The following is a 14,120-nucleotide window of genomic DNA, read 5'->3' on the forward strand; positions in this document are numbered from 1 at the left end:
CCTACTCCCCTACCACTCTAAAAATCCAGGTCTTTCCTTCGTACTTTCCAAAAAACTTGCTGTCCCTTGCCCTTCGGGCCTCTTGCATGGTATTATAACGTCCCAGGTAAACATAATTATATTTGTTTACGCTGCGATAGAAAGATCCGGGTTGCATACCGGCTTCCCTCAGCGTTTTCATAAAACCATCGAAATATTTTTTTGTGCCAAATACGTTAGCTATCAAATAATAGCCCGGAGATAGCCCGTCTTCGGTTGCCACTTCCTCGTACCTTTCATTTGCCTTAGGTCTTGCGGCCTCTTCTTGCTGTGCAATTTCTTGTTGCGCTTTTTCCAGGGCTTCTTTTTCTTGCTGTGCTATTTTTTGGAGTTCGGCCTGTTTCTTGGCCGCTGCAGCTTCTGCCAGTTGTACTTTCGCAACGGAATCTAACCTTCTTTGCTCCGCTAGCCTCCTAGCATCCGCAGCTGCCTTAATTTTTTGGGCGTATTGTATGGAATCTTGCTCCCTTTTCTTTCTCTGAGCCCTTGTTTCTCTTTGTGGTTTTTGCGTCTTGTCCTCAACAATGGGTGCTATCTCCTTAATGGGCTCCTTAATTTCCTCTTTTGGTTTCGATATTACCACCTCTTCCTCCGGAATTATTACCTCTTCGTCATCCACATCAAATCCAACTATTTTCTTTCTAGTGTCTTGCTGTCCAAAATTATAAGCGGCTATAAGCTCAAAGCTGGGGTCCTGATCTCCAAAATCGTCATTACCACCAAATTCAATAAGGGCTCCCAAAGCCAAACTTTTTAAAAGTTTAGCTCCTGCACCACCAGAAATACCATAAAAACTATTATAACCCGCCTGTGCCCAAAACTTGGATGTGGACAACAACGTATTTAGTCCAAACTGGGTATCCTGATTCGGTACGGTCTTTAAATAAACCGTAGGTCGTAAGACTACATCATCCAAATTGCCCAGAAGCAGTGGAAAGTCATAACTGGTCATGGCCAAATAAATTTTGTCTTCCCCTTTTGAATCACTTTCACTGGTAGAAAAATTATAATTGAAAATATTTTCCGATGCAAAGCCAATGCTAAAACCGTTAGATACGAAACGTACGCCTGGGGCGAATTGAACAATAAAATCTGTGGAAACTTCTAGTTCTGGTAATATAATATCCGGATTGGGCCTAAAATTATCATCGGCCAATTCTTTTTGAAATCCGAACAAGTTTAGTCCTACGGCTATGGCCATGTTGTTTCCGAGATCGAAGGAATATGCATAATTTATAACCGCGCCAGTATTTAAAAAAGTACCTGTATTATGCTGAAAAAAACCCACTCCTATGGCCGATTCCGCATTTAACCTACCATTGTAATTTAAAAATACTGTAGTGGGATCTCCATCAATGGATTGCCACTGCCATCTAGACCAAACACCTATAGAATGGCCTCCGTTTATATCCAAGGACTTTACAGGGGTTAAAAAAGACCCATTTAACTCCGTTAAATTGTGTTGCCTAAAATCAGTGGGGAGTTCCGTTTCTTGTGCATACGAAACACCAAAAAGAGTTAAAAAAAATAATAGTGCATTGGGTTTTAACATATACAAAAAAACAAAAAACTAGTGGTGAAACATACTTTTTTACTTTAAATTTAGTTCGTATTTTAAGAATTATTAATCGTAAGCCAAACAATTCCGTTATGAAAATCGCCAAGTTTCTTTCCATTGTTCTTTTGTTGACTGTATTTACCGGTTGCAAAGAGGATAAAACCGTTCCTGAGGAAATTGGGGATAACGTAGTCTCAACCTTCTTTTTTATAAGACATGCGGAAAAGGATAGAAGCAACCCGGACAACGTTGATCCTGAGTTGAACCAAGACGGTTTGGGCAGGGCCATGAAATGGGCAGAAGTATTGGACAACGTGCCTTTAGATGCCATTTATTCAACTGATTTTGAAAGAACTACCATGACCGCCGCACCGGCAGCTGTTAAAAAAGATATTACCGTACAGTATTACGATCCCGATCAGATAGATATAGAACAGTTTAAAGCTGTTAACCAAGGCTATAACGTACTGGTAGTAGGACATAGTCATTCCACACCAGAATTTGTAAATAAAATGATAGGGATAGAAAAGTACAATGCCTTGGACGATTCCGACAATGCAAGTTTGTTCATTGTACAAATCGTAGGAAATCAGACCACCGATCTACAAATTAGGGTTGACTAGCCGTTCTGTGAACAGTAATGTCGTTCAGTTCAATTTTTGAGAGCAGTTTTAATTGCCCAGCATCAAATAGGCTATCTATGGATAACACGGAGGCATCTTTGTCCTCAGGTTTATAATTTTTGTAGTCAACAAAACGTATTCCATTTACATATCTTTCGTTATATGCTTCCCTAAACCGAACACCACCTCCGTTAACATGAAAATCATATGCCAAATAATCTGGTTTGGCCGTGTTCTTATTAAACCAATATACATAAGTATCGTCAAAATCGTCGCCCCCTCCTTCTTCACTAAATGTTACTTTAATCTTGTAATAATCTGCTCCTTTTACCTTTACCTCTCCCAAAAACTCTTTTTTTACAGCAGGCTCATTCAGTCCAAAAGGTAAGTTGGCAAAGTAATGCACGGAATTTACAGAATTGCCAAACGCAGTGGCCAAAGTGTCTGGTACAATTACCAAGCTGTCGTTTACATAGCGGCAAAATGCTCTAGATTCCCTAATATCCACAACCTTGTTGGAATCTACTTCAAATTCTCGCTGTAAGACCTTTTCGTTTCCGTAACGAACGGAGTGGTACAAACGGTCCCTAAAGGCAAACGAAATATTACTGTTTTCATAGAGGTCTCCTCCACTAACCGCTATGGCGTCATCAACCAGCTTTTGCGCAGTAGGTCTTTCCTTGGTAACTTCTTTACAGGAAGTTAGGAAAACGAGAAAGGTGAATGTAAGCAAGACTTTCATAAACATATACTTTAAACAACCCGATGGCTTTATCGGGTTTTACAAAGATCAACATAATTATTATAATTTCCCTCAATTGCATATCCCATTTTTGTTGCTACTTTTGCCCTGCAATGCAGAAAACCATCAACATTAAGAACAAAAAAGCCAAGTTTGAATACGAATTCTTGGAAACCTATGTGGCCGGATTAGTGCTTTCGGGGACCGAGATAAAATCTATTCGCCTAGGTAAAGCTTCCATTACCGAAAGCTTCTGTGAATTTAATGATCTTGGAGAGCTTTTTGTAATTAACATGCAGATAGATGAATACTCCCACGGTAGTCATTACAACCACAAACCCAAGGCCGAACGCAAATTGTTATTGAATAAGGGCGAACTAAAAAAGCTGGGGAAAGAAGTGAAAAATACCGGCCTTACCATTGTTCCCCTAAATTTGTTTATAAACGATAACGGATTCGCCAAAGTTAAGATAGCCCTTGCCAAGGGTAAAAAACTATACGATAAGCGTGAAAGTATTAAGGATCGGGACAATAAGCGAAACCTAGACCGTATTAAGAAAAACTTTAATAATTAGGGATTTGAAATTTACGGTATAACTTCTGGAGGGTTAGTTTTTATCTTCCAACAAGGGTACAAAACGAAAAGAGCCGAACTCTTTTTTTTCAAACTCCTTCTCGGATTTCCTTAAATAGCAGGTCATAATCTGATCGTCTTCGCCTACAGGTATTACCAATCTTCCCCCAACTTTCAATTGAGCCATTAAGGCCTTAGGCACCTGAGGTGCTCCTGCGGTAACCAAAATACCATCGAACGGGGCTTCTTCGGGCATACCCTTGTAACCATCGCCAAAAACCGTTTTTTTTGGTCTGTATCCCATCTTTTCAAAAAACCGCTTTGTTTTCTTAAAAAGCTGTAGCTGCCTTTCAATGGTATAAACTTTCACATTTAAGTGTAGTAATACTGCTGTTTGGTAACCGCTTCCCGTACCTATTTCCAAAACCTTATGGTTTGGTGCCACCTCTAATAATTGCGTTTGAAAAGCCACCGTATAAGGTTGGGAAATTGTCTGCTCGGCCCCAATTGGAAAAGCTTTGTCCTGATAGGCATGATCTTCAAAACCGCTGTCCAAAAACAGGTGCCTGGGGATGGTTCTAATGGCATTTATGGCCTTCTTGTCAGTGATTCCCTTGGCCACAAGGGAGTCGGCCAACTTGTTGCGCATGCCTTTATGTTTTAAAGTATCTTTCAATGGCTTGGTTTTGGATTACGAAGGTAAATAATTCAAATCGAAAAAATAAGGACAAGGTCGATCACATTTTACGTCCAAAACAGTGCAACCCGTTAAAATTAATCTCACTATTTTTGAAAAAACAAAATTTATGCTCAAAGTTGGAGTTTTAGGAGCAGGTCATTTGGGTAAAATCCATTTGAGGCTTCTTAACGAATCGGACAAATACACCCTCCTCGGTTTTTATGACCCAGATGCCATAAATGGCAAAAAAGTAGCCGCAGAATTTGGATACCCCTTTTATGACAATATCAACACCCTTATGGATGCGGTGGATGTGGTAGATATTGTTACCCCTACCCTTTCACATTTTGATTGTGCAAAAAAGGCCATGGAAAAAGGGAAGCACGTTTTTATTGAAAAGCCCATTACCAACACCCTGGAAGAGGCCACGGAATTATTGGAGCTTGAAAGAAAGTATAGCGTAAAAGGACAGGTTGGACATGTAGAACGATTTAACCCAGCCTTCAGTTCCGTTAAAGACAAGATTGAGGATCCCATGTTCATAGAGACCCATCGTTTGGCAGAATTTAATCCTAGGGGAACAGACGTTCCGGTGGTATTGGATTTAATGATCCATGATATCGATGCCATTTTGAGCGTAGTAAATTCCGAGGTAAAACAGATTAATGCAAGTGGGGTTTCGGTCATTAGTAAATCCCCGGACATTGCCAATGCCAGAATCGAATTTGAAAACGGATGTGTAGCCAACCTTACCGCCAGTAGAATTTCGCTGAAGAACATGAGAAAATCTCGATTCTTTCAGCGCGACGCATATATTTCGGTAGATTTCCTGGAGAAAAAAGTAGAAGTGGTAAAAATGAAGGACGCACCGCAAAATCCCGGGGATTTCGACATGATATTGCAGAATGCCGAAGGCGAAAAAAAACAAATCTACTTTGAGAACCCCAGTATTGAGACCAATAATGCCATTTTGGACGAATTGGAAACTTTTGCGGATGCCATCAACCACGATTCAGAACCAATAGTAAGTCTGCAACAAGGGACCAACGCATTAAAAGTAGCCCTACAAATCATAGAATCTTTCAAAAAATAATAGCATGAAACAAATAGCTGTCATAGGCGCAGGAACCATGGGAAATGGTATTGCCCATGTCTTTGCCCAGAACGGTTTTAAGGTAAACCTCGTGGATATTTCCCAGACCGCTCTAGATAAAGGCCTTGCCACTATCACTAAAAATTTGGATAGAATGGTTGCAAAAGAGGTGCTTACAACTGCGGAAAAAACCAATACCCTAGAACGCATCAACGGGTACACATCAATGGTTCAGGGCGCAGAAGGGGTAGATCTTATCGTGGAAGCCGCTACGGAGAACCTAACATTAAAGCTCGATATTTTTAAACAACTCGATGAAATTTCTGCCAGCAACACTATTTTAGCCACTAATACCTCCTCCATTTCCATTACACAAATAGCAGCGGTCACCCAAAGACCTGATAAGGTAATTGGAATGCACTTTATGAACCCGGTGCCTATTATGAAATTGGTAGAAATAATACGGGGGTACAGTACTTCGGATGAGGTAACCAAAAGTATAATGGATCTTTCCGTTAAACTGGGCAAAACCCCAACGGAGGTAAATGACTATCCCGGATTTGTGGCCAATAGAATACTTATGCCAATGATTAACGAAGCCATAGAAACACTTTATACCGGCGTTGCCGGAGTGGTGGAAATTGATACGGTAATGAAACTGGGTATGGCCCATCCTATGGGGCCACTACAATTGGCAGATTTTATTGGTCTGGACGTTTGTTTATTTATTCTAAACGTTATGTATGATGGATTTAAAAATCCAAAATATGCACCCTGCCCACTTCTGGTAAATATGGTAGCCGCTGGCAAACTGGGGGTTAAATCCGGGGAAGGCTTCTACGATTACGCAAACACAAGAAAGGCTGAAGTGATAGCCTCACAATTTAAATAATACCCTGTGGCGATAATACAACCTTTTAAGGCAATTAGACCAACCAAGGATAAAGTACCTTTTGTGGCTTCTAGATCGTACGAGGAATACTCAAAAAAAGAGTTGGAAGCAACTCTTAGTTATAATCCCTTTTCTTTCTTACATATCATAAACCCAGGTTTTAAATTTGATAAAAAGGTAAAGGGAAAGGAAAGATTTAGTTTGGTGCACAACCGGTATCTGGAATTTCTGGAAGACAATATCCTTTTGAAAGATGCCAAGGACAGTTTTTACCTGTATAAGGTTCAAAAAGGCGATGTCAGCTGCTGTGGCCTTTTCTGCGGTACCAGCACCGTGGATTATGAAAATAATGTAATAAAAAAACACGAAAATACATTGCAGCAAAGAGAACAGCTTTTTGCAGACTACCTTGATACGGTGGGGTTCAATGCTGAGCCTGTTTTAATGACCTATCCCAATAATACTGAAATAAGCACAATTATAGAAGAGGAAACCGAAAAACATCCTGAGTATGAATTTACTACTACGGACAAGGTTACCCATTACTTATGGGTTGTTTCCAAAGAAGAAACCATAAAAAGACTTCAATCGGCTTTCCAAAAAATTGAATCGCTTTACATAGCCGACGGACATCACAGAAGTGCTTCTTCCTATCTACTGGCACAACATTCCAAGAAAAATAATCCTGATCATAACGGAAAAGAGCCCTATAATTTCTTTATGAGCTATCTAATCCCAGAAACGGAAATTAAGATCTATGAGTTCAATAGAATGGTGAAAGATCTCAACGGACTTTCAAAAGAGGAGTTCCTTATAAAGCTAGACAAGTTCTTTAGGATAGAGAATAAAGGGAATATGCTTTATAAGCCTACCAAAAAGCACCATTTCAATATGTATCTAGATGGCCAATTCTACTCCTTATACCTCAGAAAAAAAGTATATCAATTCACCGATGCCCTCAGTCAGCTAGACACTCAAATATTATTTAAGACCGTTTTGGAACCGGTTTTGGGAATTGCAGATTTACGCAATGACAAACGCATCCGTTACGGTTATGGTAAGCATAACATCATTAAAATGAAAGATGAAATTGATAAAGGCAACTTTGCGGTTGGGTTTAGTCTGGTTCCTATAGACATTGAAGAAATTAAGGCCATTGCCGATGAAGGTATGGTGATGCCTCCTAAGAGCACATATATAGAACCTAAATTAAGAAGTGGTATAACAATCTACGAATTTTGATATGTCCATAAAAAATCAGCTTCAACAACTTCGCAAAACCATTCCTCCCCACGTAACCTTGGTTGCCGTTTCCAAGACCAAACCCGTTACCGATCTGCTGGAGGCCCATGAAGCTGGGCAGCGGGTTTTTGGCGAAAACAAAATACAGGAGATGACCCAAAAATGGGGAGAGATGCCTAATGATGTGGACTGGCATATGATTGGGCACGTGCAGCGTAATAAGGTTAAGTATATGGCGCAATACGTATCCTTAATTCATGGTGTGGATAGCCTAAAATTATTAATAGAAATAAACAAACAGGCCCAAAAACACAATAGGATAATAAATTGTCTTCTACAAATCCATATTGCCACTGAAGAAACCAAATTTGGATTAAATGAAACAGAGGCCGCAGAACTGCTACAATCACCCATTTTTAAAGAATTGACCAACGTGCGCGTGCTAGGGTTTATGGGCATGGCCACTTTTACCGACAACAAGCAACAGATACGTAAAGAATTCCGGTATTTAAAATCGATATTCGACAATTTTGCCGAAGACCATCCGCAACTTACCATTTTATCTATGGGAATGAGTGGAGACTATCAAATCGCAATTGAGGAAGGTAGTACCATGGTGCGGATAGGAAGTAGTATATTTGGGGCAAGGAACTATCACTAACAATACCTAGAAAGGCTTAATGTACGCCATACTCGATATAGAGACCACCGGAGGAAAATACAATGAGGAAGGTATAACGGAAATTGCCATTCACAGATTTGATGGTCATAAGGTAGTAGATAAGTTTATCAGTCTAGTAAACCCTGAAAAGGAAATTCAGCCTTTTGTGGTTAACCTTACCGGAATAAATAACAAGATGCTCCGCACGGCACCCAAATTTTATGAGGTGGCCAAGAGAATTATTGAGATAACCCAAGATACGGTCGTAGTGGCACATAATGCCCAATTTGATTATCGTATCTTAAGAACAGAGTTTCGACGCTTGGGTTATAATTTTGAAAGGAAAACCCTCTGCACCGTTGATCTTTCCAAAAACCTTATCCCAGAAGCAGATTCGTACAGTTTAGGTAAGTTGGTCCGATCTCTCGGCATACCTGTAAGTGACCGTCATAGAGCCAATGGAGATGCTCTGGCCACACTAAAATTGTTTAAACTTCTATTGACCAAGGACACGGATAAATCCATAATGAAAAGTGTTATTAGGAGGGAGACCTTGGGTGAACTTTCTCCTAAGCAGTTAGACATTGTTGAGAGCTTACCTTCGGAAACCGGTATTTTTTATATGTACAACAAGGATGGGGAAATTATTTTTCTGAGTAAAAGCAGCAATATTAAAAAAAGGGTAAATCAGCATTTCATAAAAAGTGGGGACCAAGCGAGAAAAATTCAGAAGGAGACCAAAAAAGTAACCTTCGAAAAAACGGGAAACGAACTGGTGGCAATTCTTAAGGAAAATGAGGAATTGGCCAAAAATAAGCCCAAATACAACACCCGAAGGAGAAAAAAATTGGTTTCCCATGCGCTATATAAAATCACGGATCAGCAAGGGTACATTACATTAAAAGCAGGTCCTTTAAACGGTTCTACCTCCTTAGTAACCACATTTGGGAGTATACATGCCGCTAAAAATCTACTCTATAAAATCAATTCCGAATTTAGGTTATGCGATAAATTGAATGGGCTATCGGAAGCAAAAAAAAATTGTGCAAAGTATAACGAAGGAGATTGCACCGGGGCATGTATTAACAAAGAAGACGTTACCGTGTACAACAAAAGAGCGGAAGCGGCCATTGAAAAATACGGTCTTGGCAATAAGAATATTGTGGTGGTCGATAAGGGTAGGGAAATTGGGGAAAGAAGCGCTATCCTGATAAAAAATGGAACCTTTACCGGTTTAGGGTTCTATGATTTAAACCATCAAATAAATAATATTCATATCTTAGAAACAATGATTACCCCTATGGAGGGAAGTTTAAACATTAATCATATGATATCGGCCTACCTAAGAAAAAGAAAAGTTTTAAAAATTATTCAGCTTTAACAACGTGTTTTGATAAAAGAAGCTACAAATAAAGGTTGGAGACATAAGATCCACGAAGTTATCTATGGTACGCATACCCGTGCGGGAAAACTTTTCGATATCATTCTATTGATCGTTATAGTCTACAGTATCATTGTGGTAATGTTAGAGAGCCTCCCTAGATTCGATGTTAAATACCATAGGTTTTTGGACATTTCGGAGTGGGTAGTGACCGTACTTTTTTCAATTGAATACATCCTACGCATCGTATGCATAAAAAAACCAAGTAAATACATTTTCAGCTTTTTCGGCATTGTTGACTTTCTTTCCACAGTGCCAAAATACTTATCTTTTTTCCTTGTTGGATCTCAGTATCTCACCGCATTTAGGGCATTGCGCTTGTTACGGGTTTTCAGGATCCTTAAATTGGTACGCTTTGTGGGCGAATCCAATAACTTGGTCAGGGCCATGAGTGCAAGCAGGACAAAAATTATGGTTTTTGTCTTCTTCCTTGTCATTATTTCTGTCCTTTTGGGTACCACTATGTATTTGATAGAGGGGCCAGAACATGGGTTCAACAGTATTCCCCATAGCGTATATTGGACCATTGTAACCCTTACTACCGTGGGTTATGGTGATATTTCTCCGGAAACCGCTCTAGGGCAGTTTATAGCAACCGTGATTATGATCATAGGTTATGGTATTATTGCCGTACCAACTGGCATTGTCTCCGCAGAATACGCTTCCGCCAAAAAAAAGAACGAAGGAAATAGGAATACGGACAGGTTTTGCGAAAGCTGCGGAACGCAAATACATAGGGAAGATGCTGAATATTGCAGAAAATGCGGATATAACCTATCCGAGCATCAATGAAAAAGAAAATACTTATTTCGGTGGTTGGACCTACGGGCATTGGTAAAACCTCATTGGCAATTAAACTGGCACAACATTTTAAAACGGAAGTCCTATCTGCCGATTCTAGACAGTTCTACAAGGAAATGTCCATTGGCACCGCGGTACCCACCTTGGACGAATTGAACGCAGTTCCCCATCATTTTATTCAGCACAAAAGTATTTTGGACGACTATTCCGTTGGTGATTTTGAAAGGGATGCCATGGACCAATTGGAGTTGCTCTTCAAAAAGAAAGATGTTGTATTGTTAGTTGGCGGTAGTGGACTCTATATTGATGCCGTTTTGAAGGGATTGGATGAGTTTCCCAATATAGATCCGAGGGTTAGGCAGGATCTTAACAAAAAACTTGAAGCGGAAGGTCTAGAAGCCCTCCAAAAGCAATTAAAGGAGCTTGATAAGGTTCAGTACAAGAAAATGGACGTAGATAACCCCCACAGGTTAATCCGGGCGCTAGAAGTCTGTATCGGCACAGGGAAGCCTTATTCATCCTTTCTATCCAATACGAAGAAATCCCGCCCGTTTGCCTCCATAATCTTTGGGTTAATGGCCGATAGGGAAATAGTTTATGACAGAATCAATCAAAGGGTAGATCAAATGATTGAAAACGGTCTTTTGGAAGAAGTAAATACATTAAAGGAATACCGCGGGTTAAACGCCCTGCAAACCGTAGGCTATAAAGAGCTTTTTAATTATATTGACGGAGGGTATACCCTAGATTTTGCCATTTCAGAAATTAAGAAGAATACGCGTCGGTTTGCCAAACGACAAGGGACATGGTTTCGGAAAAACGAGCATATACATTGGATAAATTACAACAGCCCTACCAACAATGTTATCGCTAAAGTAGAGCAGCAAATAAAAGATCTATAAATGAAAAATAAAAGAGGTATCGTTTTCTTCGTAATGGGTGTATCGGGCTGTGGAAAATCTACCATTGGAAAAGGTTTGGCGCAGGCGCTTACTATTCCTTTTTTCGATGGCGATGACTACCATCCAAAATCAAACATCATCAAAATGCAATCTGGGAAGCCTTTAAATGATGACGACCGCCATGATTGGTTGGTAACATTGAACAAACTTGCCCATGAACATATTGAAAAAGGTGCGGTGATTGCCTGTTCTGCGCTAAAGGAAAGTTATAGAGCTTTATTAAGCACCCATATCGAAGAACACGTTCATTGGGTGTATTTAAAGGGTTCCTTCGATGAAATCCTAGCAAGGTTACAACAACGCGAAGGTCATTTTATGCCCGTTGATTTGCTTAGATCCCAATTTGAAACCTTAGAGCCACCACTTATGGCCACTACCGTTTCCATAAACCTATCGCCAAAAGATATTGTTGACCATATTTTGAATAGACCAGCTTAGAAAGCAAAAAACCATCTCGCCTAGGCAAGATGGTTAATTTATATCGTAAATATGGTGCTTACTCGGTTTTAATTACCAATCTAAACCCTTCACCGTGAATATTGAGAATTTCTACCGTATCATCTCTCTTGAGATACTTCCTTAATTTGGCGATGTACACATCCATACTTCTGGAAGTAAAATAATTATCGTCCCTCCAAATCTTGGTTAGGGCCAACTCACGGGGCATTAAATCATTTTCATGCAATGCCAGAAGTCGTAATAATTCATTTTCCTTTGGAGAAAGTTTTATAGCCTCTTCCTCTTTGTATTTTAAAAATCTAAGCTTGGAGTTTAGATGAAATCCGCCAATAACGAACTCAAATTGCTTGCTATCTGCCAGCGTATTGGAGGCTTTTCTTTGAAGTATTGCTTTAAGCTTCATCAACAGCACTTCCGAATCAAACGGTTTGTTAAGATAATCATCGGCACCGGCCTTATATCCTTTAAGGACATCTTCTTTCATTGTTTTGGCCGTTAGGAAGATAATAGGTACGTGTTCGTTTTTCTCCCTAATTTCTTTCGCCAAGGTAAAACCATCTTTGTAGGGCATCATCACATCCAAGATGCATACATCAAAGTTGTCCTTTTTAAATTTTTCAAAACCTTCCATTCCATTTTTGGCCAAAGTAACGTCAAAATCGTTCATGGATAGATAATCCTTAAGAACTATTCCAAAATTGGGGTCGTCCTCTACCAATAATATTTTCTTGTTCGCTGTTTCCATATTTTTTTTAAATTAAGGGTAGTTTTATATAAAAAGTGCTGCCTTTACCTTTTTCACTTTCCGCATAGACCTCCCCTTGGTGATCTTCAATAATTTTTTTTACGTAGGCCAGTCCTAATCCGTGCCCTTTTACGTTATGTATATCTCCTGTATGTTCTCTATAAAATTTTTCAAAAACCTTCTTTACTACTGCTTTCCCCATCCCTGCTCCTTGGTCCTGAACCTTGATAATTATAAAATTCTTCGCAAGCTCCGTGTACACATCTATTTTGGGCGCTTCTGGCGAATACTTTACTGCGTTGTCCAAAATATTGACCAATACATTTGTAAAATGCATACTGTTTGCCAAAATATCCGACCTACTGGCATCCAAATGCGTATTTACATAGCCTCCCCTATCATCAACAATAAGTTCAATATGCGTTACGGCATGCTCAATTATTTCGTGTACATCCACCCTGTCCTTACTGATGTCCAATTGGTTCTTTTCCAATTTGGAAATCCTCAAAACGTTCTCCACCTGGGCATGCATGCGTTTATTTTCATCCCTGATCATTTGCAGATACCTTTTTACCTTGCTCTGATCATCAATTATTTTTGGGTTCTTAATGGCTTCAACAGCTAGGTTAATAGTAGCTATGGGTGTTTTAAACTCATGTGTCATATTGTTTATGAAATCGGATTTAATCTCCGATATCTGTTTTTGTCTTATCAATTGATAAATGGCCCCAGAATAAGCCACTACTATAACAAGAATAAACAACACCGACAATACGGCCATACCCAAAATGGATTGCAGCAGAAACTTTTCCTTTTTGGGAAAAGCTATCAATAGGGAAAAATCTGTAATACCCTCACTATCCTTAAAAATGGGAGATTTATAAGCACCCTCAGTGGTACTTTTAAATCTTTTGGATTTTACCTTGGTGGGGAGTCCTTTACTATATACCCCATATTCATAATCCAGATTCAATCCCTTATCCTTAAGTTCTCTCTCCAAAAGTAGTTCTATTTCTTGTTTGGAAACCCTCTTATGTATGGGCACAGTTTTGGCGAATTCACCAAAAACGTCTTCATATTGAGCTTTTTCCAAAGCAGATAAACCTCCTATCTTCTCTAGCTTTTGAACCGGTGTAAGCTTGTACTGCTTGCCGTCCAAACCATAGTCTTCCTTAAATATGGTTTTGGTACGCTTGCTTGTATAACTTTTAATGGTTGTGGTATCGGAACCAGAACCATTGTCAAAGAACGTGGATGCTATATTATAATCCTCTTCGAGTATACCATGCGAATAAAAAAGTATCTCGTTGGAATTAATATCCCTATCAACGAAAAAGAAATTACTTAGATGGGAACTCTGGGGTTTGCCAACGCTATCTTTGAGCTTAAAATACCGCTCAAAATAATCGTTCCTTTCACTCAGCTCAATCTTATCGGCAACTTTACCCAAGACCTCTGAAACTACGTTGGAAAACTGTTCTTCCTTGTCCTCCCAAGACTGCTTTATCCAATATCCCTGAACAAAAATGATACCAATAAGGGACAGGCTCATTAATATAACCAAAAGGACAAATAACCTCTTATTCATATTTTTGTAAAATTAGAACTT

15 protein-coding genes are annotated in these 14,120 nt (G+C 39.4%); 10 read left to right on the forward strand and 5 right to left on the reverse strand.

The genetic code is table 11. The features are described 5' to 3' along the window. Nucleotide 1: 1 nt before the first annotated feature. Nucleotides 2-1,591 carry a PorP/SprF family type IX secretion system membrane protein gene (locus tag ACEQ81_RS11170; protein WP_411030972.1) on the reverse strand — a complete coding sequence of 530 codons (1,590 nt, stop codon included), beginning with the start codon at nucleotides 1,589-1,591 and terminating at the stop codon, nucleotides 2-4. Nucleotides 1,592-1,689: 98 nt separating this feature from the next. Here ACEQ81_RS11170 and ACEQ81_RS11175 point away from each other — a divergent pair, with 98 nt between their 5' ends. Continuing rightward, the gene (locus ACEQ81_RS11175) at nucleotides 1,690-2,220 is read left to right on the forward strand and encodes a SixA phosphatase family protein (protein ID WP_411030973.1); all 531 of its coding nucleotides are present in this window, start codon (nucleotides 1,690-1,692) and stop codon (nucleotides 2,218-2,220) included. Here the strand turns inward: ACEQ81_RS11175 and ACEQ81_RS11180 are convergent. Next, the gene (locus ACEQ81_RS11180) at nucleotides 2,207-2,962 is read right to left on the reverse strand and encodes a DUF6503 family protein (RefSeq protein ID WP_411030974.1); all 756 of its coding nucleotides are present in this window, start codon (nucleotides 2,960-2,962) and stop codon (nucleotides 2,207-2,209) included. The genes ACEQ81_RS11175 and ACEQ81_RS11180 overlap by 14 nt on opposite strands. Nucleotides 2,963-3,075: 113 nt before the next feature. Between ACEQ81_RS11180 and smpB the strand changes: the two genes are divergently transcribed. Then, nucleotides 3,076-3,537 (forward strand): SsrA-binding protein SmpB, encoded by a 462-nt coding sequence (gene smpB / locus ACEQ81_RS11185; protein WP_411030975.1) that lies wholly within the window; start codon nucleotides 3,076-3,078, stop codon nucleotides 3,535-3,537. A 33-nt stretch (nucleotides 3,538-3,570) separates the two neighbouring features. On the opposite strand, the gene ACEQ81_RS11190 is transcribed toward smpB, so the two are convergent. Then, the gene (locus ACEQ81_RS11190) at nucleotides 3,571-4,212 is read right to left on the reverse strand and encodes a protein-L-isoaspartate(D-aspartate) O-methyltransferase (protein WP_411030976.1); all 642 of its coding nucleotides are present in this window, start codon (nucleotides 4,210-4,212) and stop codon (nucleotides 3,571-3,573) included. Between the two features lie 130 nt (nucleotides 4,213-4,342). Between ACEQ81_RS11190 and ACEQ81_RS11195 the strand changes: the two genes are divergently transcribed. The 8 genes from ACEQ81_RS11195 to ACEQ81_RS11230 are packed head-to-tail and all read left to right on the forward strand — an operon-like array spanning nucleotide 4,343 to nucleotide 11,745. Continuing rightward, complete coding sequence (locus tag ACEQ81_RS11195) at nucleotides 4,343-5,308, forward strand: Gfo/Idh/MocA family protein (protein WP_411030977.1); 966 nt, start codon at nucleotides 4,343-4,345, stop codon at nucleotides 5,306-5,308. 4 nt (nucleotides 5,309-5,312) lie between these two features. After that, the gene (locus ACEQ81_RS11200; protein ID WP_411030978.1) at nucleotides 5,313-6,200 is read left to right on the forward strand and encodes a 3-hydroxybutyryl-CoA dehydrogenase; all 888 of its coding nucleotides are present in this window, start codon (nucleotides 5,313-5,315) and stop codon (nucleotides 6,198-6,200) included. Nucleotides 6,201-6,206: 6 nt separating this feature from the next. Next, a complete protein-coding gene (locus tag ACEQ81_RS11205; protein ID WP_411030979.1) occupies nucleotides 6,207-7,442 on the forward strand; it encodes a DUF1015 domain-containing protein in 1,236 nt (411 codons plus the stop codon). Between the two features lies 1 nt (nucleotide 7,443). Next, nucleotides 7,444-8,103, forward strand: coding sequence for a YggS family pyridoxal phosphate-dependent enzyme (locus ACEQ81_RS11210; protein WP_411030980.1), 660 nt, complete (start codon nucleotides 7,444-7,446; stop codon nucleotides 8,101-8,103). A 19-nt stretch (nucleotides 8,104-8,122) separates the two neighbouring features. Continuing rightward, nucleotides 8,123-9,484 (forward strand): exonuclease domain-containing protein, encoded by a 1,362-nt coding sequence (locus tag ACEQ81_RS11215; RefSeq protein WP_411030981.1) that lies wholly within the window; start codon nucleotides 8,123-8,125, stop codon nucleotides 9,482-9,484. 12 nt (nucleotides 9,485-9,496) lie between these two features. Further along, nucleotides 9,497-10,336 (forward strand): ion transporter, encoded by an 840-nt coding sequence (locus ACEQ81_RS11220; protein WP_411031047.1) that lies wholly within the window; start codon nucleotides 9,497-9,499, stop codon nucleotides 10,334-10,336. After that, the gene (miaA, locus tag ACEQ81_RS11225) at nucleotides 10,333-11,247 is read left to right on the forward strand and encodes a tRNA (adenosine(37)-N6)-dimethylallyltransferase MiaA (RefSeq protein ID WP_411030982.1); all 915 of its coding nucleotides are present in this window, start codon (nucleotides 10,333-10,335) and stop codon (nucleotides 11,245-11,247) included. The genes ACEQ81_RS11220 and miaA overlap by 4 nt, the downstream gene beginning before the upstream one ends. Further along, nucleotides 11,248-11,745 (forward strand): gluconokinase, encoded by a 498-nt coding sequence (locus ACEQ81_RS11230; protein WP_411030983.1) that lies wholly within the window; start codon nucleotides 11,248-11,250, stop codon nucleotides 11,743-11,745. Nucleotides 11,746-11,803: 58 nt separating this feature from the next. On the opposite strand, the gene ACEQ81_RS11235 is transcribed toward ACEQ81_RS11230, so the two are convergent. Beyond that, nucleotides 11,804-12,511, reverse strand: coding sequence for a response regulator transcription factor (locus tag ACEQ81_RS11235; RefSeq protein WP_411030984.1), 708 nt, complete (start codon nucleotides 12,509-12,511; stop codon nucleotides 11,804-11,806). A gap of 7 nt (nucleotides 12,512-12,518) precedes the next feature. Beyond that, nucleotides 12,519-14,099: a sensor histidine kinase gene (locus ACEQ81_RS11240; RefSeq protein WP_411030985.1), complete on the reverse strand. Its 1,581-nt coding sequence runs from the start codon at nucleotides 14,097-14,099 to the stop codon at nucleotides 12,519-12,521. Nucleotides 14,100-14,120 lie beyond the last annotated feature (21 nt).

Source organism: Spongiimicrobium sp. 3-5, from assembly GCF_046557915.1.
Classification (GTDB): Bacteria; Bacteroidota; Bacteroidia; order Flavobacteriales; family Flavobacteriaceae; genus JBHEBG01.